Origin of the sequence: Pseudoalteromonas sp. S408 (assembly GCF_005886645.1) — a bacterium.
In the GTDB taxonomy this organism is placed as follows: Bacteria; Pseudomonadota; Gammaproteobacteria; order Enterobacterales; family Alteromonadaceae; genus Pseudoalteromonas.
The window spans coordinates 94,161-114,987 of record NZ_PNDY01000002.1 but is presented as its reverse complement, the minus strand read 5'-3'; the positions used below and the strand labels follow the sequence as shown (position 1 = coordinate 114,987).

Here is a 20,827-nt window from a genome sequence, read left to right as displayed (position 1 = left end):
CACAATGAAAAAATATAACCTTATAACTGCCTCACTTTTAACATTGGGTTTAACTGCCTGCGGTGCACAAAACATAAGCACAGATAATGAAAATATCGCTGCACAGGTTAAATCGGCACCTGGCGCGCCAGGCGCAGAGCCATTTTGGGCGTATTCAGGTAAAACAGGTATCGGCACATCGTTTGAAGAATATAAAAACGGTCAGTACAGTGACTCAGCTGCAACAGGCAGTGTATCTAAAGTGTGGTTTTCTATTGCTAAAGGGGTGATCACAGAAACTATGTTTGGGCTTATTCACCAAGCACAAATAAAAGACATGCAATTTATTGTTACCGGTAAAGACTTTACGGTAACCGAGGCTGATGACTTAGACGTAACCATTGATTACTTATACAAAGATGAGCAAGGCAGACCACTTTCACTAGCTTATAAAGTAACAAGTACCGACAAGCAAGGTCGCTTTAGTTTAGAAAAACACATATTTACCGACCCAGATACCCAAACATTATTTGTAAGAAGTGTATTTAATACTCAATTAGAGGGATTAAAAGCCTACGTTAACGTTAACCCGTACATTAATAATAACGGATTAGGTGACTTTGCTAAAACAACAGAGCAAGGGCTTGTAGCTTGGGAAGGCGATAACTATTTAACATTACAATCAAGTTCACCTTTTAAAGCGCAATCCGTTGGCTTTACAGGTGAAAGTGATGGCATAAGTTCACTTAAAACAACACAAGCAATTAATAATCAGTATACGAATACCGGTGATGCTTCAGGTAATGTAAACATGCTTGCAGAACTCGGTGATATCAGTAACAACACCACATTTGATTTAGCTTTAAGCTTTGGTAACACGCAGCAGCAAAGTATGCAGCACGGTGAGCAAAGCTTGGCAAAGGGCTATAAAGCGGTACTTGATCACTACAACGGTAAAGGCGACGAGCTAGGTTGGCAAGACTACATACAAAGTCTTGAGCCACTAGCAAGCATGGTTGAGCAAACTGCCGATAACGGCAAGCTTTTATATACCAGTGCCATGGTTTTAAAAGCACAAGAAGATAAAACACACGCGGGTGCACTTATTGCATCACTGTCAAACCCATGGGGTGAAACTGTATCTGCAAAAGAAGGTTCTACCGGTTATAAAGCGGTATGGGTGCGCGACTTTTACCAAGTAGCAATGGCATTTATGGCGCTCGGCGATACAGCCACTGCTAAAACAGCATTTGAGTACCTTGAAAAAGTACAAGTTAACAGCAATACGCCCGGCAATAATGGCGATACTGGCTGGTTTTTACAAAAAACACATGTAGATGGTGAGCTTGAATGGGTAGGTGTACAGTTAGATCAAACCGCTATGCCTATTATGCTTGCCTGGAAGTTACATAAAGCCAATGTACTTAGCGACGATGAACTAAAAAGTTGGTACGGTAAAATGCTAAAACCGGCTGCCGATTTTTTAGTTGATGGTGGCCTTGCTAAAATTTTATGGAACGACACGCAAATTACTCCACCGGCAACACAGCAGGAGCGCTGGGAAGAGCAAGAAGGTTACTCGCCTTCTACGACGGCTGCAATTGTTGCGGGCTTGATAACAGCCAGCGATATAGCAACACTTAGCGGTGACGACAAAAACGCTAAGCGTTATTTAGAAACGGCTAAGAAGTATAACAGCGATATAGAATCGCAAATGTTTACTACAAAGGGTAATTTAAAAAGCGAAAATACCGATGGTGAGTACTTTATTCGAATCGGTCAGGATACTGATGCTAATTCAGACACCAAAATTAATGCGAATAATGGCCGTGAAGGGTTTAATAAAAAGCAAATTTTAGATGGTGGGTTTTTAGAACTTGTACGCTACGGTGTGCGTGGCGCTAACGACGAAAGCATTGTTAAAACATTGCCTGAATATGACGATGAAACGCTTGATGATAACCTACAGGTAAAATATAGCTTTAGTTTTGAAGATGGCACCGGCACATTTGCAGGCTACCGCCGCTATGGTAACGACGGTTACGGCGAAGATGAAGTAACAGGCACAAATTACGCAGAGGGCGGCGCTAACACTCCTGGGCAACGTGGTCGTGTATGGCCATTTTTCACCGGTGAACGCGGCCATTACGAAATTGCTGCAGCTAACGCTAGCAAAACACTTAATGATGCTAAGCAGGCTGATATTAGAAATAGTTACGTAAAAGGTCTAGAACAGTTTGCGAATGAAGGCATGATGTTGCCTGAACAAGTTTGGGATGGCGTAGGTGTTAATAAAGCCGGTTATGAGTTGGGCGAAGGTACTAACTCAGCAACACCATTAGCGTGGACACATGCTGAGTACGTAAAGCTAGTTCGCTCATTAAGCGATAAACAAGTATGGGATTATTACCCAGTGGTAGAAAAAGCACTAAAGTAAACTTGTCTACTAAGTAAAGAAAAACCACGCTTATAGCGTGGTTTTTTATATTTAAGGTAAAGTTATATTTGAAGCAGGGTGCTGTGTATTGAATAACTTGAACTTTGGTTAAGAGATTTATTAACCAACTAAATTTTAACTAAATTTAATTCTGTTTTTCTCTAGCAAGAATTTTTAAGTGAAAACAAGGCGAATTTACGCGTCAATAGCGAGCCTATTGCAAATAAATTTAACGCAGTTAGTGCTAAGAATAGCTGCTTTAAATAGATATATTATCCACAGTTCAGGTTAAATATTTAACTCGATCCGCGAGCAATTAACACGGGGGGTAAAAGGGTGCTTTGTACTTCTTCTTCACGAATTAATTTTAGTAAATTTTCAACGAGCATTTGACCTGCAACGGTGGTGTTTTGCTCTATGGTTGTCAGTGGTGGGTTTACAAAGCTGGCTATAGCTATGTTATCAAACCCGACGACTGCAACATCTTTAGGGACGTTAATATTTGCTTCTTTGAGTGCTCGAATAGCACCAATTGCGATTAAGTCGCTTGCTGCAAATAACGCGTTAAATTTAATATTGTTGGCAATGAGTGAGCGAGTTGCATGATAGCCTGATTCTTCCGTTGAAATAGCGTTAGCCATTTTACGTTCGTTTATAGCAATATTGTTAGCTTCTAGTTCGTCTTTAAACCCCTGAAAACGAGCAAAAAATTCTGGGCTGTGGTCAGAAGCATCGCCAATAAATGCACAGTCTTGCCTGTTGTGGGCTATAAAATGAGCCGCCGCCTGTTTACCACCGCCGTAATTGTCGCAGCACACGGTTAGATCGGGTCTATTGTCTACCGTTGCACCCCAACATACAAATTTAGTGTTTTGATCAAGCAGGGTTTTAAACTTTGGCTGAAAGTCTATGTAATCACCGTAACCGAGTAAAATAATGCCATCGGCTCTGTGGCTATCCTCGTAATCGGCTTGCCAATCTGCACTGGCTGATTGAAACGACACTAATAAATCGTAACCTTCTTTTGCGCACGCGCGGGTAATGCTGCCCAGCATAGATAAAAAGAATGGGTTTATTTGTGATTCGTCAGAAGTCGGGTCTTCAAATAATAATAAGGCTAGCGTGCTGCTTTGCTGAGTACGCAGGTTACTCGCGTTTTTGTCGACCTTGTAATTGAGCTTTTTTGCTATGTCGTGAACACGCTTGCGTGTTTCTTCATTTACAAGCGGGCTATTTCGTAAAGCACGAGATACAGTTGATTGAGATACCCCTGCATAGTGGGCAATATCAAATGATGTAGCTTTACCTTTCATTATCACAACTTAGTTAATGTAATACACAATAGTGCCATTTTCGTTTATTAATTAAATATTTCAAGCTTTTTGTGTTTAAAGCAAATTATTTATTGATTTGACTGTGACACCGGTGTCATAATATTTATGTTTTATCATTTTGTTGTCAAAACGAATTGGCTGTTTGTAATCGCTACAGGCAGCATTTTTTCTCTGATAGCCGCTTTAGGGTGATAGCCTAAAGTAATTACACCAATGGTTTACTATTGTAGAACAAAAAAGCACTGATTGCTTAAACAAAAGAGATAACACCATGAGCCTAAACTCTTCTACCCAATTTGATCCTATCTTAGTTGCCGATATTGGTGGCACTAACGCGCGCTTTGCTTTAATTACATCGTTTGATGATACAACAAATCAATTTACTATTGAGCACAATAATACATTCCCTAGTGCTAACTTTGGCTCACTTGAAAAAGCACTGGAGCATTACCTAACAACCGTACCACACATTACACCAAAACGTGCGTGTTTGGCGGTAGCAGGCCCAATAAAGGCAGGCCAGGTTCACTTAACAAATTTAGGCTGGCACTTTAGTGTTAACGATTTTAAAGTCCATTTTGAATTGAATGAGCTTGATGTTATTAATGATTTTGCTGCTTTTGCGTACGCTGCACCTTATTTAAACCCATCGCAAAATGTTGTTATAAAAGCCGGTCAGGCAGACGATAACGCAAATATTGGCGTTATGGGGCCTGGAACGGGCTTTGGTGCGGCTTGCCTAGTTAGAACATCTCATTCTACTTCTGTTTTAAGCTCCGAAGGCGGACACATATCACTTGCAGCGGTGACAGAGCTCGACGCTTTATTAATTCAAGAACTAAAAAAAGAGCATCAACACGTTTCTGTTGAAACCGTTTTTTCTGGCCCAGGCATTACCCATTTGTATAAAGCAATGGCTGCCGTTAAAGGGCAGTCGCCTAAAAACCTTGATGCTGCTCAAATTAGCAGTTTAGCAAATAGTGGCGAGTGTGATGTGTGCGATGCAACATTAAACCAGTTTTGTGATTGGATAGGCAGTGTAGCAGGTGATTTATCGTTAGCTTACGGCGCGTTAGGTGGTTTATTTATTGGTGGTGGAATACTACCGCGTATGCAAGCCCGCTTGCTCGAAAGTCGCTTTGTTGAACGCTTTTCGCAAAAAGGGATTATGTCGCAATACACAGGTCAAATACCTGTTACATTAGTAACACAAGACAACATACCTTTAATTGGCGCAGCGGCGTGTTTGCACAACGCCAAGTAGTTTTTGTTGATTGCATGTGGAAAATAGAGTGATGAAAAAAGTAACAATCAACAGTGTAGCAAGTCATGCTGGTGTGTCTAAAAAAACAGTGTCGCGGGTTCTAAATAATGAGCCTAACGTAAGTGCAGCCACACGTGAAAAAGTACTCGCTGTGTTCAAAGAACTAGATTACACGCCAAATCCTATTGCGCGTGGTTTAGCACAAAACAGAAGCTTTATTATTGGCTGCTTATACGACAATCCCAGTAAAAGTTATATCACGCGTGTTCAAACTGGTGCATTAGCCGCTTGCCAAGAAAACAATTACAACTTACTAATTCATCCATGCGAATACAGAGGCGAAGCTTTAATTAGTAATGTTGAGCAGTTGCTTCAAACATCTCGTCTAGATGGCATTGTACTTACGCCACCTTTTGGTGATTTTCCTGAGTTGGTCGAGTTTTTAACAGCTAAAAAAATTCCGTTTGCTAGAGTTGCTTCCGCAATTCTACAAGATGAATCTATTTCTGTTCGTAGCAACGACGAGCAGGGCGCATTTGAAATCACAGAACATTTAATCAGCCTTGGGCATAAGTCAATTGCATTTATTAAAGGTCATCCTGATCATAGTGCAACACAGCAACGCTTTAAAGGGTACAGGCGCGCTTTAGCAAATCACAATATTGAGTTTGACGAGCGATTAGTTGAAGAAGGTAACTTTAGTTACCACTCGGGCGTAGACAGCGCGCGCAGCATTTTAGATTTGTCACCTCGTCCCACCGCTGTATTTGCATCAAACGATTACATGGCCGCGGCTGTACTTAAACTCGCAACACAAAGGCAATTGCGTGTACCTGACGATATTTCTATAGCCGGTTTTGATAATGCACCTATTGCACGTCATATTTGGCCAGGGTTAACAACCATAGCCCAACCAGTAGAAGAAATGACAAAGCTTGCGGTTACCCAATTAATTAACCACATTACAGAGCCTCAAGAGCAACCCTTTCAAATCACGCTTGAATCACGTTTAATAACGCGTGAATCAACAGCACGCGTAAATCCATAAAATACTTTTTCACAGTAGCCTGAATATGAGTGACGCTTATTCAGGCTTTTTTTTGCCCGCAGCTTGATAAAAGTGTGTATGTACACAAGAATTTAAGTGTTCATTAATTGGTCATGATAAAAAGTTAAATTAAATTTAGTGGTCAGGGTTGACACCGGTGTCATAGCTGTGAGTTAATACAGTGACACCGGTGTCAGGTTTGTTGTGAGAGGCTCCCTGATATCGTACCTTTGAACGGGTCAATCAAAGATGCTCAGTACAGTTATTTACGTGGAGTCTGTAATTGCTACTGAGCCTTTATCCTCTAACTAATAGAGATGAGTTAATTATGTTACATCCTCGAATTCAAGAAGTTACCCAACGCGTTATTGAACGCAGTAAAAACACCCGTCAAGATTATTTAGATCGTATTTCGCATGCAAAAAAACAAACAAGAGTTCGTGCGGGATTAGGTTGTGGCAATATTGCCCACGTAATGGCTGCCTGCAGCAGCGACGATAAAGCTCGCTTAAAAGCAGATGAAGTGCCAAACCTAGCCATTATCAATTCATACAACGACATGTTATCTGCGCATGTACCTTACAAAGATTACCCAGACGTAATCAAAAGCATCGCAACTAAGTTCGACGCAACCGCTCAGGTAGCGGGTGGCGTTCCTGCAATGTGTGATGGCGTTACGCAGGGGCGTGATGGCATGGAACTATCACTGTTTTCTCGTGACGTTATAGCAATGTCTACCGCTGTTTCATTATCGCATGATGTATTTGACGGCGTTTTTTGTTTAGGCGTGTGTGACAAAATTGTCCCAGGTTTATTAATTGGCGCACTATCGTTTGGCCATTTGCCTGTGTTCTTTTTACCAGCGGGTCCAATGCAATCTGGTATCCCAAATAAAGAAAAAGCACGTATTCGCCAAAAGTTTGCACAAGGCTTAGTTAGCCGTGAAGACCTACTAGAAGCTGAAAGCGCATCTTACCACAGTGCGGGTACTTGTACGTTTTACGGTACTGCTAACTCAAACCAAATGTTAATGGAAATAATGGGCTTGCACCTTCCGGGTAGCTCATTTATCAACCCATACACAGAGCTTCGCGATGGACTAACAGGTAATGCTGTAGAAACCATGCTTAAGCAGCTTACAGATGATAAAGAAAGCCCGTGTTTAGCAGAGGTAATTAGCGAAAAAACCATTATTAATGGTTTAGTTGGCTTGCTATCTACAGGTGGCTCTACAAACCACGCTATTCATATTGTTGCAATTGCAAAGGCTGCAGGTATTCAAGTGACGTGGAAAGACATGTCTGATTTATCAGAAGTTGTACCACTACTTACGCGTATTTACCCTAACGGTTCAGCAGATGTAAACCATTTCCAAGCCGCAGGCGGTATGGGTTTCTTAATGCGCGAACTAGCAAGCGCAGGTTATTTGCATACTGATGTTAAAACAATGCTTGGTGATGGCCTAGCACCTTACATGACAGAGCCGCGTTTAGATAAAGACGAAAGCCTGATCATGAGCGATTCAAATGGCCCAAGCAAAGTTAAATGGGTTGATTGCCCTGCAAATTCACTTGATGAAGAAGTACTTCGTCCTGTAAGTAATCCATTTAGTAAACAAGGTGGCCTACAACTGCTTACTGGTAATTTAGGTAAAGCGGTAATCAAAGTATCTGCTGTTGCACAAGAGCATCAAGTGGTTACTGCACCGGCTAAAGTATTTAGCTCGCAAGGAGCACTTCAAGATGCGTATAGCCGCGGTGAGTTAAACCAAGACTTTATTGCCGTACTTAAAGAGCAGGGCCCTAAAGCGAAAGGGATGCCAGAGCTTCATAAATTAACGCCGGTTATGGCAACTCTTCAAGACGAAGGTTTTAAAGTTGCCATTGTAACCGACGGCCGTATGTCGGGTGCATCTGGTAAAGTTCCTGCTGCAATCCACCTAGCCCCAGAAGCTGTAGAAGGTGGCATTATTGCAAAAATTCAAGAAGGTGACTTAGTAACCCTTGACGCGCCTAACGGAATTTTAAAAGTACATGTTAGTGATGACGAGCTTGCTAAACGTGAGCTTGAAATTAGCCAACCAAGTTTAACATTTGGTACTGGACGTGAATTATTTACAGGATTTAGAAATATAGTAAGCAGTGCCGATTTAGGCGCGAGTGCTTTTGGACTTGAATAATAATTAGCCGAACTGGGTAATGAGGAACAAGTAATGAGTATTGAAAAAATCTTAGCATCGGCACCTGTTGTGCCAGTGGTTGTAATCGAAAAATTAGAAGATGCTGCACCACTTGCTAGAGCGTTATACAACGGTGGCTTAAAAGCACTTGAAATTACACTGCGTACACCAGTTGCAGCAGAAGCTGTAAAGTTAATGAAAGCTGAAGTGCCAGAAGCTTTTGTAGGTACAGGTACTGTAGTGGATAAAGCAAGTTTTGAAGCCTCAGTGGCGGCAGGTGCTGACTTTATGGTGAGCCCAGGTGTCAGCACTGAGTTATTAGCACTTGCAAAAGAGTCTGATATCCCATTTTTACCAGGCGCTGCAACTGCGAGCGAAGTAATGCAGTTAGCAAGTCATGGTTTCAAGTTTTTAAAATTCTTTCCAGCTGAAGCTGCTGGTGGAACGGCAATGCTTAAGTCGATTGGTGGCCCATTACCGCACGTTACTTTTTGCCCAACTGGCGGCATTAGCCTAGCAACTGCACCTAACTATTTAGCACTTAACAATGTTATTTGTGTTGGTGGTACGTGGATGTTAGATAAACAACTTATTGAAAATAAAGACTGGCAAGCCATTGAAGCGCTTGCTCGCCAAGCAAGTGAACTTAAATAGGAGTCTAAAATGATTAATGTAGCAATTAACGGTTATGGTCGTATCGGTCGCAATGTATTACGTGCACTTTATGAGTCAGAGCAAAACAGTGAAATTAAAATTGTAGCAATCAACGATTTAGCACCTGCTAACGTAAATGCACATTTAACTCAGTTTGACTCAGTTCATGGTCAATTTTCTAAAAAAGTAACACTTGCAGATAACACCATGTTAATTGGTGATGACGTAATTACACTTACTCAAGAACGTGACCCTGCAAACTTACCGTGGAAAGAGCTAAGCGTAGATATCGTTTTAGAATGTACAGGCTTTTTCACTAAACGTGACGACGCAGCTAAGCACATTACAGCAGGCGCTAAAAAAGTAATTGTATCTGCCCCTGGTAAAGACTTAGATGCAACTGTAGTGCACGGTGTTAACAGTGATGTAATTAATGCTGATAGCAACATCATTTCAAATGCTTCTTGTACTACTAACTGTTTAGCACCTATTGCAAAAGCAATTAACGACACAGTTGGTATTGAACAAGGTAGCATGACTACCATTCATGCTTACACAAACGATCAAAACTTATCTGACGTTTACCACCCAGACCTATACCGTGCGCGTAGTGCAACACAGTCTATGATCCCAACTAAAACAGGTGCCGCTGCAGCTGTTGGCTTAGTACTTCCTGAGCTTGCGGGTAAATTAGATGGTATGTCGGTACGTGTACCTACTATCAATGTTTCTTTAGTTGATTTTACGTTTATTACTAAACGCGACACAACGGCTGAAGAAATTAACGAAGTAATGAAAGCCGCAGCAACGGGCTCAATGAAAGAAATCTTAGAGTACAACGAGCTTCCGCTTGTTTCTATCGATTTTAATCACAACCCTGCGTCATCAATTTTTGATGCAACGCAAACAAAAGCTGATGGCAAACTAGTTAAAGTAATGGCTTGGTACGATAACGAATGGGGTTTCTCGAACCGTATGTTAGACCAAGTTAAAGCATTAGGTCAGTACTTATAATTGACCCTGTAAAAGTTTAGCTTTATCCAACCAAGCCTGCATTATGCAGGCTTTTTTGTTTTTGATTAATTTATACCAAGTCGTTTAATAAAGCGTTTAGCGCTTTAAAACTAGGGCGCGATGCAATAGCGGTATTTATAGCACGCGCGGCTATATCGGACATTTTATCAAAGAGGTCGTTTTGTTTATCTGCTGAGCTAACAGTACTTAGTAAATCCTCAATTAAATACCCAAAAGCACGCACTTCTATTAACTGTATTCGCTGCTGCTGATATACGCTGAGCATAGCTAAGTTTGTAGCTGCGCCAAAATCACCAAACAACATATCATATTGTTCGTTTATCATGGTGTTGTGTGCGTAAATATCACCATGGCTTACGTAATTGTCATGTAAGTGAGTTAGCGTATTTACCATCTGTTTTGCTATTTTATAAACAGCTTCAATAGGGTAGTTAAAACCGACATTAAACGTGTCGCGTGTACATGTTTGTAAACTTGGTGGTAACCCTAAATTTGTATAATTGGTATCTATTAATTCCATTACCAAGCCAAGTTGTTCACTTTGCTCTATGTAACTCAGTACATTAATTAAGTGAGTGTGATTACCTGCTTGAAGGCAGCAATTTACTTCATCAAGAGGGTAACCATCGCTGGTGATTGCACCTTTAAACAGCTTTACTGCAACACTAGTTTGCTCAGCTTTTGCTAGGTGTATAACCCCCGATGCGCCTTGGCCTATTACTTTTTTAAGTTGAAAACTTTCAAGCGGGGTATTTTTCAACGTACTTTTAGTTAAGCACTGCGCTTTATTAAAGTCGTTACCTGCAAAAGCAAGCCAAGCAAGTTTGGGCAATTCTATTAGCCAATCATCGAGTTTTGGTAGGTTGTTTGCAGAGAGCCTTACGAGCTCTAAATTAGTACAGTTAGCCATACTTGTCGGTAAATGTTTTAACTTATTACCCGCAAGTGCAAGCTTTTTAAGCTGGGTGTAATTACCAAAATCTTCGGGTAACTCGTGTAAGTTATTATCGGTGAGAATAAGCCACTCAATTTTTTTTGGCAGGCTGTTAGGTGCAAACTTTGAAATTTGGTTACCTTTAAATGCCACCATAATTAAAGCAGGGCATTTGGCCAAAACTTTGGGTACATGCTTAAACTGATTAAACGATAAAAACACACGCTTAAGGCGGTGTAAACAAGCAAATTCGTCTGGTAAATCACTTAAATTGTTATTTGAAAGATCAAGTACTTCGAGTGTATCGGCAAGCTTAAAAATGTCTGCTGGAAACTCAGATAATTGCTCAACCAGCTGTAAGTGCTTCGCACCGGCTAACTTACCAGTATTAAGCTCTGCAAGGGTATTCATTAATTTATAAAGCCCTGTAAATAAAAAAGCCAACATGGCTGTTGGCTTTAATTAATATGTGAATAAGGTTTAGAATTGCGCGTTATGATAAACGTTTTGAACGTCGTCACAATCTTCTAGCATGGCTAAAAAGCGCTCCATTACTTCAACGTCTTCGCCTTCAATTGGCGCTTCTACTTGTGGTACAAACGCAATTAAGTCTTCGTCAAACTCAGTAATGCCCATTTCTTCAAGTGCTGTACGAGTGTTGTTGTACTCTGTATGCGGAGCAAATACGGTTACTTTACCGTTATCAACTTCGACATCGGTTACATCAACGTCAGCCATCATAAGTGCTTCAAGAACCGCTTCATCATCGTCGCCATCAAAAACAAAAATAGCGAGGTGATCAAATAAATGTGAAACCGAGTTTTGAGCGCCAATTTTAGCATTCGCTTTAGTAAAACAAACACGTACGTCTGCAAATGTACGTTTGTTGTTATCGGTTAAGCAGTCAACAATAATCATACAGTTACCTGGGCCGTAGCCTTCGTAACGTGTTGCAGCGTAGTCTTCACCACCGCCGCCTTTTGCCTTTTCAATTGCGCGGTCAATTACGTGTGCTGGTACCTGGTCTTTTTTTGCACGTTCAATTAAGCGGCGCAATGATAAATTACCATCTGTATCTACACCGCCATTTTTAGCACAAATATAAATTTCTTTACCGTACTTAGAGTAAACTTTAGTTTTAGCACCCGCAGTTTTAGCCATTGAATCTTTTTTGTTTTGGTAAGCTCTTCCCATCTGCGTTTCGCCTTAATTTTATGAATAACTGAAAAAATAATAGACCGTATTCTAAAGGTAAATGACATTAAGGGCTAGTACGGATTGGGGAACATTAACAGTTAAAAAGCCAATATAGCCATATAAATAAAATACGTTCTAAATAAAACAACCCGCTATTGCGGGCTGTTTAGTATTCATTTACATATTATAAGGCAATTACCAAATACGAACGCGTTCTTCTTCTGGTAAATACAAGGCATCACCTGGTTTTACGTCAAACGCTTTGTACCAAGCATCGTGGTTACGTGGTGCTTGCGCTCTAAAGCGACCTGGAGCATGTGTTCCACCGCGTAACTGGTTTAACATGCTTTGCTCAGTACGTTTTTCTTTCCATACTTGTGCCCAAGCTAAAAAGAAACGTTGATCGCCTGTTACGCCATCTATTACAGGCGCTTCTTTACCATTTAGGCTTAGTTTATACGCGTGGTAAGCCATGGCTAAGCCACCCACATCACCAATGTTCTCACCTAGGCTGTTACGGCCGTTTACAAAGTTACCTTCAATAGGTTCGTATTTACTGTACTGTGCGGCAAGTTGGTCTGCTTTTGCATCAAATGCAGCGAGGTCTTCGTCTGTCCACCAGTTGCGTTGAATACCGTTAGCATCAGATTTTGAACCCTGATCATCAAAACCATGGCCCATTTCGTGACCAATTACAGCGCCAATGCCGCCATAGTTAACTGCTGGATCGGCGTTTGGATCAAAAAACGGAGGTTGTAATATGGCGGCAGGAAACACAATTTCGTTAAACGAGCTATTGTAGTAGGCATTTACACGTTGTGGTGTCATGCCCCAGCGGTTGCGATCCGTTTTTTGTAGTTCTTTTTCTACGCTTTCAGCGCGGAAAAACTCACGCATGTTTTTAACGTTACCCACTAAATCGTTTTGGCTAATAGTTAAACCATCATAAGACTGCCATACATCCGGGTAACCAATTTTTGGAACAAATGCAGCTAACTTAGCACGTGCGTTTACTTTGGTTTCAGCGCCCATCCAGTCTAAGTTATCAATACGCTCACCTAACGCTGAACGCAGGTTTTCAACCAGTTCAGACATTTGTTGTTTAGATGATTCAGGAAAGTATTGGTCAACGTAAATTTTACCAATCGCAAAGCCTAGCGAGCTTGTGCCCGACATTTCGTTAATAGCGCGTTTCCAACGAGGACGCGGCTCTTGTTGGCCGTTTAGCTCTTTGCCATAAAATGCAAAACGCGTATTAAAAATATCTTCAGAAAGTAAACCCGCATTACCGCTAATTGCATGGTAAGTTAGGTAATCTTTCCAAACCGCCATATCTTCATTATTAATAAGCTCAATCATGGCTTTAACCGGTTCAGGCTGAGATACGTTAAGCTGAGGTACTTTGTACCCTGTTTGCTCAAAATACACATCCCAGTTAAAACCAGGGTAAGTAGCGGCTAAATCTTCACGTTTAATTTGATTTAACGACAGGTCGCGGTTACGTCGTTTTTCGCGTGGCCAATGCCCTTGTGCTATTTTAGTTTCAAGCTCTAGTATGGCTTTTGCGCGTTCTGTTGTGTTATCAACATTGGCAAATTTTAGCATGTCGGCAATATGAGCCACGTAAGCTTCGCGAGTTTTAACAAAACGCTCAGCATCTTCTAAATAGTAAGAACGGTCAGGTAAGCCTAAACCACCAGCGCCTAAAGACATTTCGTATTTATTTGGATCTAAACGGTTAAACCACATACCACCACCAATAGGAGTACGAAGGCCCGATAACCACGATTGCCCAAATACATAAGCTAAGTCGTCGGTTGATTCCATATTACTAATTTGATTTAACAGCGGTTGAATAGGTTTAACACCCAGCTCATTAAGTGTGTCTGTATCCATGTATGAATTATAAAAATCAGCAACCAATTGCTCTTCAGCGTTTAGCTCTTTACGTGCAGCTATGTCTTCGATAATTTTTTTAACACGGTCTTCACTGCGTTCTGCTAATGCTGAAAACGCACCATAACGCGTTTTGTCAGCTGGCATATTGTAGTTGTCGTACCATGTGCCACTGGCGTACATGAAAAAATCATCACCAGGCTTAACGGCTTCGTTACGCGCTGATAAATCTACACCAAAGCTACCTAATTCAGCTTTATTGTTAATGGCTGTACTTTCAGCGCTTGCAGTTTGAACTTCACTGCTTGTAGTTTGTGGCTCTGAACAGCCCGTTATAAAAGTGGCAGCTAAAGCCGCTGCAATTAAACTCTTTTTCATTGTTTATCCCCCTGGATAATGAATTTGTTAATTTTTGTTATAAAAAATATCATTTTTGATTGTTATGTATAAAAGACAGGCACACAATTCTTTTGAGGTGAATCACAGCCTGACCCGATAAAAGCCAATAAACAACAGCAAGCAATAAGCGACCAATATAAATTAATAAACAGGTTAATCTTGTTGTTGTAATGCCCACATATTTGCATATTCACCGCCCAAGGCCAGTAACTCATTATGTTTGCCTTGTTCAACAATTTGGCCTGATTTAAGCACAATGATAGAGTGTGCATCGGTAATGGTTGATAAGCGATGCGCAATTACAATACTGGTGTGCTCGCTGGCTACCTCATGCATGGCCTTTAATATTGCTTGTTCGGCCTGAGAGTCGAGTGCCGATGTGGCCTCGTCAAATATTAAAATAGGGGATTGTTTTAAAATTGCGCGCGCAATTGCAATGCGCTGTTTTTCGCCACCGGATACTTTTAAACCGCGTTCGCCAACTCGCGTTTTATCGCCATCAGCCAACGTGTTAATAAAACCTTTTAGATGGGCCATTTCAATCGCTTTATCAATATCGTTGTCGCTTGCAGAAGGGTGGCCATAGGCAATATTTTCACGAATTGTTGTATTAAATAAAACGGTATCTTGCGGAACGATAGCAATGGCTTTACGAAGGCTGTCCAGCGTAACAGAGCTAATTGCTTGGTTATCAATGGTAATACTGCCCGAAGTTACATCGTAAAAACGATAGAGCAGGCGCGCTAATGAACTTTTGCCGGCACCACTTGCGCCCACAATCGCCACTTTACTACCCGCTTTAACCTTAAAGCTAATATTATCAAGAATAGGGCGGTTTGCATTGTAGCTAAAACTGACGTTATTAAAGCCAATTTCCCCCTTTTTTACATTAAGGGTATTTGCCTGCGGAGAATTAGTTACCTGTGGTTTTTTATTAAGTAAGCCCAGCATATTTTCTAAATCGGTAAGGGCGCGACGTATTTCACGGTACACAAACCCCAAAAAGTTAAGTGGTAAGAATAGTTGGATCATGTATGCGTTTATCATTACTAATTCACCAATGCTAAGTGATCCTGTCACTACCTCACTTGAGCCTAACCACATTAAAGCGGTAATGGCACTGGCAATAATTAACGCTTGCCCAGAGTTTAGCGCTAAAAGAGACATTCTATTTTTTAAGCGCGCGGTTTCCCAATTTGCTAAAAAGGAGTCGTATGTGTTGGCTTCAAACTCTTCGTTGTTAAAGTACTTTACAGTCTCGTAGTTTAGAAGGCTGTCAATTGCGCGCGTGTTACTGAGGTTGTCAGCCGCGTTTGATTCACGAATAAAACGGTTACGCCACTGAGTGACCGTGACAGTGAAAAATATATACACACCTACAGCAAGGAGCGTAATTAAAGCAAACCAGACAGAAAATAGCGTCCCAAAAATAATCGCGACGGTGAGTATTTCAAAAAGGGTGGGTACAATGTTAAACATTAAAAAGCGCATTAAAAAGCTGAGCCCACTGGTGCCACGTTCTATGTCACGGCTTATTCCACCAGTTTGTCTGTCTAGGTGAAAGGCAAGCTCTAGGCTATGTAAATGTTTAAATACTTTTAAGCCAATATTGCGCATGGCATGTTCTGTTACACGCGAGAACACCGCATCGCGTACCTCGCCTAAAAACACGCTAGCGAAACGTAAGCTGCCGTACATAAGTAACAATAAGGCGGGAACGACCAATATTGGGTTTATTGACTTATCAACCGAGTCGATAATTTCTTTAAGTGCCCAAGGCATTAAAAGAGTGGCGCCTTTGGCACCAATAAGCGCTAAAAGCGCAATTAAAACACGCCCTTTAAATTTTGTAATGTAAGGCCACAATGTTTTAACGCTTTGTTTTAAATTCATGGCGTCTGCACGTTTTTCAACGTTTTGTCTGGAGCGCATTATTTTTCTCGATTAAATACTTAATTATTAAGCATTGTATTTTAAATAGTTGCCCTAATATACTAGGCATCCTTTATTTTGGTTTGATTTAAGTATGTTTAAATTTCGTGTTTTTATAACTGCTTTTTTGCTACTCGCTGCACTTTTTAGTGTGCAGAGCAATGCTGTGCAGGTAACACAACATTTAAATCCAGCTGTCAATTCACAGCTTTTATTTACAGACACTATTGATATAACTAAAACAAAGCCTACTACAAAGTCTGCAGACGCCCCTGCGCATAAAAAAACACAACACACCGATTTTGACTCACATCAGCCAAGGCTTACAGCAAGTAATGCGTCACTTTTTTTGCACACAGTTCAAAGTGAGCCAGAATACGATGTTGTTTTTGAGTTTTTTGCGCAGCACCTTGTAAGGCAAATATTTTTACGCCCCCAAGCTGTAAATGCTATTCAGCCTTGGTATACGCTTGTAACGCATAGCAAGAAGTCGCGGCTCAGCGGCTGGAAAGACGCAAACTTACTCTATACCGCTGTCACTACCTACCACGCTTAATTTTCTTATTTAATTTTTATTAGGTTTTAACGTTTTTCGTTTAAGCCTTGAGATTAATTGTACTTTTAATAAGTACGTTGCCAGTAATTTACTGGTGATAAGGAAAAACCATGTTAAGTGTAAAAAAAGATCAAAAGCCATTTATGGCTAAATTTAAATTAAGCTATATAGCCATGCTTATTGTGCTGATTTTATTAGCTATTAGTGCATTACCTAACTTATACCCTAATAAATCGTGGTTGCATGTAAATAGCGCGCCACATAGCGAAATCCAAGTCGTGCCAAGCACTAAAGCACTCGTTACTTTTTTAAATAACCAAGGCTTAAAAGTCGAGCAAGGCCTTGATAAGCAATCCACTATAAATATTTTATTAAACGAGCCAACTAAAAGCGCCCAAGCGCAAGCGGCTATAAAGGCGCAGTACCCAAACACGCAAGTTAAAATTGTAGAGCATGCAACCAGCCCACCATGGTTACAAAATTTTGGTTTATCACCAATAAAGCTTGGCCTTGATTTAAATGGCGGCGTGCTATTTGTACTCGACGTAGATTTAGATAAAGCTGTTGATGAGCAGTTAGTGAGTGCGTATCAACAAGCTAAATCAATCATTATAAAGCAAAAAGCGCACGGCCTTAAAGCGCAGCAAACTAAGCATGGCTTTGAAATTAATGCATTGCCTAACGCGGTGCAAAAACTTACATCAGTGATAGATGAGCTACAAAGTCGCTTTGCTAATTTAGCGGTTACAACAACCAATAATGGCAATGTTAAAAACGCCAAGTTTAGCTACTCAGAGCAAGGGCGCAGCGACTTTGATAAAGAAGTAATGAGCCAAACGCTTACTACGCTTCGCTCGCGCATAGAAGAATTAGGTATTACCGAAGCCGTAACACAGCGCCAAGGAAAGCAGCGTATACGTATTGAGCTGCCTGGTGTGCAAGACCCAACCGAGGCAAAGCGCATTATTGGCGCGACTGCATCACTTGGGTTTTATCAGTTAAAAGAAGTGGGTGGCCAAACATTTAATATGCAGTCTGGTGGAACAGTTAATCTTGACCCTGTGCCAATTTTTACAGGCGATCACATTAATAATGCCAACATTGGCCGCGACGATTGGGGTAAACCCCTTGTGCAACTTAGCCTTGATGGGCAAGGCGGCGATGCCATGTCGGCGTTTTCAAAAGCTAATATTGGTAAGCCTATGGCCACGGTTTACTCTGAGTACTCTCAAAACGCAAGCGGTGAAACCGTTAAAAAAAGTGAAGTTATAAACGTGGCTAATATTGCGCAGCATTTAAGCTCACGTTTTAGCATTACCAATATGAAAAGCCAGCAAGCAGCGGCCGATTTAGCCCTGTTATTACGCGCAGGCTCACTAACCGCGCCTGTAACTATAGTGCATGAACAAACAATAGGGCCAAGCCTTGGCAGCGAGAACATTAGTAAGGGTTTAGCTGCACTCATGCTGGGCATGGGTATTACACTTGCCTTTATGGCGCTGTGGTATCGCCGTTTAGGGCTTATTGCAAACGTAGCGCTGTTATTAAATTTAACGTCGCTTGTTGGCCTCATGTCTTTATTACCAGGGGTTGTATTAACACTTCCGGGTATTGCCGGGTTGGTACTCACCATTGGTATGGCGGTAGATACCAACGTTATTATATTTGAGCGAATTAAAGAAGAGCGCCGTAAAGGGCGTACGCCATACCAAGCAATTCAAGAAGGGTATAAACAGGCGGCCAAAACAATATTTGATGCCAATATAACCACTATGATCACCGCGCTTATTTTATACGGCATAGGTTACGGGCCAGTTAAAGGCTTTGCCATAACATTGGCACTTGGATTAATTACTTCAGTATTTACTGGCGTGTACGTATCAAAAGTACTAAGCCAAACGTTATATTTAAAATTGGCTAAAAAAGCAGGAGTAAATGCACATGCTTAACACTTTTTTAAAGGGCGAGGCGGGCACGCGTCTGCGTTTTTCAGGCATGCTTTTGAGCGCCATACTTGTGCTGCTATCGGTGTTTACGCTTAGTCAAAAAGGGCTTAATTTTGGCCTAGACTTTACCGGTGGCTACCTAACAGAATTTACTACCAGCCAAGGTGTTGAGTTAAAAGAGCTTCAATCATTTATTACTAAAAATCACAATGGCGAGTTCGAGCTAACAGCGCAAGGCAATAGCCATTTTCAACTCCGCGAAGCGCCTGGCGATTCAACAGCAAATAGTAACGATTGGCAATCTGCCATTACTCAAAACGCAGATATAAACGCTGAGGTATTATCGTCAGCGTATATTGGCTCACAAGTGGGTGATGAATTATTTGAGCAAGGTTGTTTAGCGCTATTTTCAGCCATGGTTGCAGTAATGCTTTATTTAGCGGTGCGGTTTGAGTGGCGTTTAGCTGTAGGCTCAGTGGTTGCGCTAGTACATGATTTACTACTCGTACTGGGGCTATTTTCGCTATTAAATATTGAGTTTAATTTAACCGTGCTTGCCAGTTTACTCGCCATTATAGGTTACTCACTTAACGACTCTATAATAGTGGGTGATAGAGTACGCGAGCTTTTACGTGTTAAATCTAATAATACACTTAGCCCTGCAAGTATTATAAATAGCGCGATAAAAAGTACTTTAACACGCACACTTATTACATCGGGTACCACACTTGCGACAGTTGCCAGCGTTTGGTTACTCGCAGGCGCACCACTGCAAGGCTTTGCTATTGCATTATTTACCGGCATTGTAGTGGGGACGTTCTCGTCTATTTGTATTGCAGCCACTTTGCCAGAGCTTTTAGGGTTAAGTGCTAAAAACTACGAAGAAAAACTAGATGTAAAAACCCAAGCATTGATGGATATGCCATAAATGCGGGTTTACATAATTAAGTAAACATATCAGCGCTTAAAATAATGGTTTTAAGCGCCTTATAACGCTAAAATTAACCACATAGTTTACAGCATTGGTTATTAGCGCTCCCTCATGAACAAAACCCACGTAATTGAACACCTTAAATTTGCACTAGAAGCACAATTAAACAGCGCAAAACAAGCTGCCAAAGCCGCGCACGACGCCGCAACTCACGAAGAAAGCGTAGCAGAAACGCAATACGATACCTTAGGGCTCGAAGCCGCTTATTTAGCACAAGGCCAAGCCGAGCGTGTAAACGAATGCTACAAAAGCATTAAACAATTTGAATCTATTTTTAAAGAGCCTGCTCACCATAAAGTGATTATAAGCTCACTCGTTTGTTTGGAAGATGAAAACACCGCACAAAAATGGTTTTATTTAGGCTCAGCCGCAGGCGGTTTAACGGTTGAAGTAAAAGGGCAAACTATTCAAGTTGTTACACCCGAAGCCCCGCTGGGCAAACAACTGTTAGGCAAGCAGCTTGATGATGAAGTAAGTTTAACTATTGCAGGCAAAAGCCATGAATATGAAGTGGTAGAAATTCTATAAAACATTGGTTTTAGATGTAGGTCGGATAAGCGAAGCGCCATCCGACAAAGCTAATGTATCTCACAACATTATCAAAAGTCGTTTTGGTGTATTTTACCAACAGAGATTTTATAACATACGTAATTTATTGTTTACATTAGAGTTGTTTGGTGGAATTATTGAGCTATGTAATATACGCCGTTTTGGGGTGTTATAAACCACCAAAATGGTGTTCAATAAGTTGTTATATGCACATGATGATTGCGATACTTATATTAATAATTAGCATTTCAATTGTTGCTCCGCTTTTCTGGAGTAAGAAATACTTGAGCCTCTTTTCTATTGCTAATGGTGTACTGTGGCTGGTTATTGAATTTGTCTCAGAGTTCACCGCTAAACAACCTGATCTAGATGCAATCTTTATATTTGGTGTATTATTTAAATCAGTAATTGTTGCGGCACTTACACTGTTGTTTATGCATGCTCTTTACATTATTAAAAACAAGGTTAAAGTGCATATAACAAGCTAATAAATAAGG

The 20,827-nt window shown here is 41.0% G+C and carries 16 protein-coding genes; 11 read left to right on the top strand and 5 right to left on the bottom strand.

Translation table 11 applies throughout. The features are described 5' to 3' along the window. Positions 1-4: 4 nt before the first annotated feature. Positions 5-2,416 carry a glycoside hydrolase family 15 protein gene (locus CWB62_RS02870; protein ID WP_138530088.1) on the top strand — a complete coding sequence of 804 codons (2,412 nt, stop codon included), beginning with the start codon at positions 5-7 and terminating at the stop codon, positions 2,414-2,416. Positions 2,417-2,712: 296 nt separating this feature from the next. On the opposite strand, the gene CWB62_RS02865 is transcribed toward CWB62_RS02870, so the two are convergent. Then, positions 2,713-3,729 (bottom strand): LacI family DNA-binding transcriptional regulator, encoded by a 1,017-nt coding sequence (locus CWB62_RS02865; RefSeq protein WP_138530090.1) that lies wholly within the window; start codon positions 3,727-3,729, stop codon positions 2,713-2,715. A 292-nt stretch (positions 3,730-4,021) separates the two neighbouring features. On the opposite strand from CWB62_RS02865, the gene glk reads away from it, so the two are divergent. The 5 genes from glk (at position 4,022) to gap (ending at position 9,909) form a co-directional block, all read left to right on the top strand. After that, positions 4,022-5,014 carry a glucokinase gene (glk, locus tag CWB62_RS02860; RefSeq protein ID WP_058404455.1) on the top strand — a complete coding sequence of 331 codons (993 nt, stop codon included), beginning with the start codon at positions 4,022-4,024 and terminating at the stop codon, positions 5,012-5,014. A gap of 31 nt (positions 5,015-5,045) precedes the next feature. After that, positions 5,046-6,062 carry a LacI family DNA-binding transcriptional regulator gene (locus tag CWB62_RS02855; RefSeq protein WP_058404456.1) on the top strand — a complete coding sequence of 339 codons (1,017 nt, stop codon included), beginning with the start codon at positions 5,046-5,048 and terminating at the stop codon, positions 6,060-6,062. A 328-nt stretch (positions 6,063-6,390) separates the two neighbouring features. Next, on the top strand, positions 6,391-8,241 hold the full coding sequence (edd, locus tag CWB62_RS02850) for a phosphogluconate dehydratase (RefSeq protein WP_058404457.1): 1,851 nt from the start codon (positions 6,391-6,393) through the stop codon (positions 8,239-8,241). 33 nt (positions 8,242-8,274) lie between these two features. Next, positions 8,275-8,895: a bifunctional 4-hydroxy-2-oxoglutarate aldolase/2-dehydro-3-deoxy-phosphogluconate aldolase gene (eda, locus tag CWB62_RS02845; protein WP_058404458.1), complete on the top strand. Its 621-nt coding sequence runs from the start codon at positions 8,275-8,277 to the stop codon at positions 8,893-8,895. Between the two features lie 9 nt (positions 8,896-8,904). After that, entirely contained in the window at positions 8,905-9,909 is a 1,005-nt protein-coding gene (gene gap / locus CWB62_RS02840; protein WP_138530092.1) for a type I glyceraldehyde-3-phosphate dehydrogenase, read from the top strand. Positions 9,910-9,979: 70 nt separating this feature from the next. On the opposite strand, the gene CWB62_RS02835 is transcribed toward gap, so the two are convergent. From CWB62_RS02835 to CWB62_RS02820, 4 genes are all read right to left on the bottom strand, one after another. Beyond that, positions 9,980-11,311, bottom strand: coding sequence for a leucine-rich repeat domain-containing protein (locus CWB62_RS02835; RefSeq protein WP_138530094.1), 1,332 nt, complete (start codon positions 11,309-11,311; stop codon positions 9,980-9,982). A gap of 33 nt (positions 11,312-11,344) precedes the next feature. Then, the gene (locus tag CWB62_RS02830) at positions 11,345-12,058 is read right to left on the bottom strand and encodes a YebC/PmpR family DNA-binding transcriptional regulator (RefSeq protein WP_058404460.1); all 714 of its coding nucleotides are present in this window, start codon (positions 12,056-12,058) and stop codon (positions 11,345-11,347) included. Between the two features lie 198 nt (positions 12,059-12,256). After that, positions 12,257-14,335 carry a M13 family metallopeptidase gene (locus tag CWB62_RS02825; protein WP_138530096.1) on the bottom strand — a complete coding sequence of 693 codons (2,079 nt, stop codon included), beginning with the start codon at positions 14,333-14,335 and terminating at the stop codon, positions 12,257-12,259. A 174-nt stretch (positions 14,336-14,509) separates the two neighbouring features. Then, positions 14,510-16,288: an ABCB family ABC transporter ATP-binding protein/permease gene (locus CWB62_RS02820; RefSeq protein ID WP_138530098.1), complete on the bottom strand. Its 1,779-nt coding sequence runs from the start codon at positions 16,286-16,288 to the stop codon at positions 14,510-14,512. A gap of 94 nt (positions 16,289-16,382) precedes the next feature. Between CWB62_RS02820 and CWB62_RS02815 the strand changes: the two genes are divergently transcribed. From CWB62_RS02815 to CWB62_RS02790, 5 genes are all read left to right on the top strand, one after another. Then, positions 16,383-16,844: a hypothetical protein gene (locus CWB62_RS02815; protein ID WP_138530100.1), complete on the top strand. Its 462-nt coding sequence runs from the start codon at positions 16,383-16,385 to the stop codon at positions 16,842-16,844. A gap of 110 nt (positions 16,845-16,954) precedes the next feature. Beyond that, complete coding sequence (gene secD / locus CWB62_RS02810; protein ID WP_138530102.1) at positions 16,955-18,793, top strand: protein translocase subunit SecD; 1,839 nt, start codon at positions 16,955-16,957, stop codon at positions 18,791-18,793. After that, entirely contained in the window at positions 18,786-19,718 is a 933-nt protein-coding gene (secF, locus tag CWB62_RS02805; protein WP_138530104.1) for a protein translocase subunit SecF, read from the top strand. The genes secD and secF overlap by 8 nt, the downstream gene beginning before the upstream one ends. A gap of 114 nt (positions 19,719-19,832) precedes the next feature. Next, the gene (locus CWB62_RS02800; RefSeq protein ID WP_138530106.1) at positions 19,833-20,309 is read left to right on the top strand and encodes a GreA/GreB family elongation factor; all 477 of its coding nucleotides are present in this window, start codon (positions 19,833-19,835) and stop codon (positions 20,307-20,309) included. Between the two features lie 233 nt (positions 20,310-20,542). After that, positions 20,543-20,818, top strand: coding sequence for a hypothetical protein (locus CWB62_RS02790; protein ID WP_138530108.1), 276 nt, complete (start codon positions 20,543-20,545; stop codon positions 20,816-20,818). Positions 20,819-20,827 lie beyond the last annotated feature (9 nt).

Bases quoted from the DNA above. Each gene is read 5' to 3' on its own strand.
- CWB62_RS02870 (WP_138530088.1), top strand. From the start codon at position 5: ATGAAAAAATATAACCTTATAACTGCCTCACTTTTAACATTGGGTTTA.
- CWB62_RS02865 (WP_138530090.1), bottom strand. From the start codon at position 3,729: ATGAAAGGTAAAGCTACATCATTTGATATTGCCCACTATGCAGGGGTA.
- glk (WP_058404455.1), top strand. From the start codon at position 4,022: ATGAGCCTAAACTCTTCTACCCAATTTGATCCTATCTTAGTTGCCGAT.
- CWB62_RS02855 (WP_058404456.1), top strand. From the start codon at position 5,046: ATGAAAAAAGTAACAATCAACAGTGTAGCAAGTCATGCTGGTGTGTCT.
- edd (WP_058404457.1), top strand. From the start codon at position 6,391: ATGTTACATCCTCGAATTCAAGAAGTTACCCAACGCGTTATTGAACGC.
- eda (WP_058404458.1), top strand. From the start codon at position 8,275: ATGAGTATTGAAAAAATCTTAGCATCGGCACCTGTTGTGCCAGTGGTT.
- gap (WP_138530092.1), top strand. From the start codon at position 8,905: ATGATTAATGTAGCAATTAACGGTTATGGTCGTATCGGTCGCAATGTA.
- CWB62_RS02835 (WP_138530094.1), bottom strand. From the start codon at position 11,311: ATGTTGGCTTTTTTATTTACAGGGCTTTATAAATTAATGAATACCCTT.
- CWB62_RS02830 (WP_058404460.1), bottom strand. From the start codon at position 12,058: ATGGGAAGAGCTTACCAAAACAAAAAAGATTCAATGGCTAAAACTGCG.
- CWB62_RS02825 (WP_138530096.1), bottom strand. From the start codon at position 14,335: ATGAAAAAGAGTTTAATTGCAGCGGCTTTAGCTGCCACTTTTATAACG.
- CWB62_RS02820 (WP_138530098.1), bottom strand. From the start codon at position 16,288: ATGCGCTCCAGACAAAACGTTGAAAAACGTGCAGACGCCATGAATTTA.
- CWB62_RS02815 (WP_138530100.1), top strand. From the start codon at position 16,383: ATGTTTAAATTTCGTGTTTTTATAACTGCTTTTTTGCTACTCGCTGCA.
- secD (WP_138530102.1), top strand. From the start codon at position 16,955: ATGTTAAGTGTAAAAAAAGATCAAAAGCCATTTATGGCTAAATTTAAA.
- secF (WP_138530104.1), top strand. From the start codon at position 18,786: ATGCTTAACACTTTTTTAAAGGGCGAGGCGGGCACGCGTCTGCGTTTT.
- CWB62_RS02800 (WP_138530106.1), top strand. From the start codon at position 19,833: ATGAACAAAACCCACGTAATTGAACACCTTAAATTTGCACTAGAAGCA.
- CWB62_RS02790 (WP_138530108.1), top strand. From the start codon at position 20,543: ATGATGATTGCGATACTTATATTAATAATTAGCATTTCAATTGTTGCT.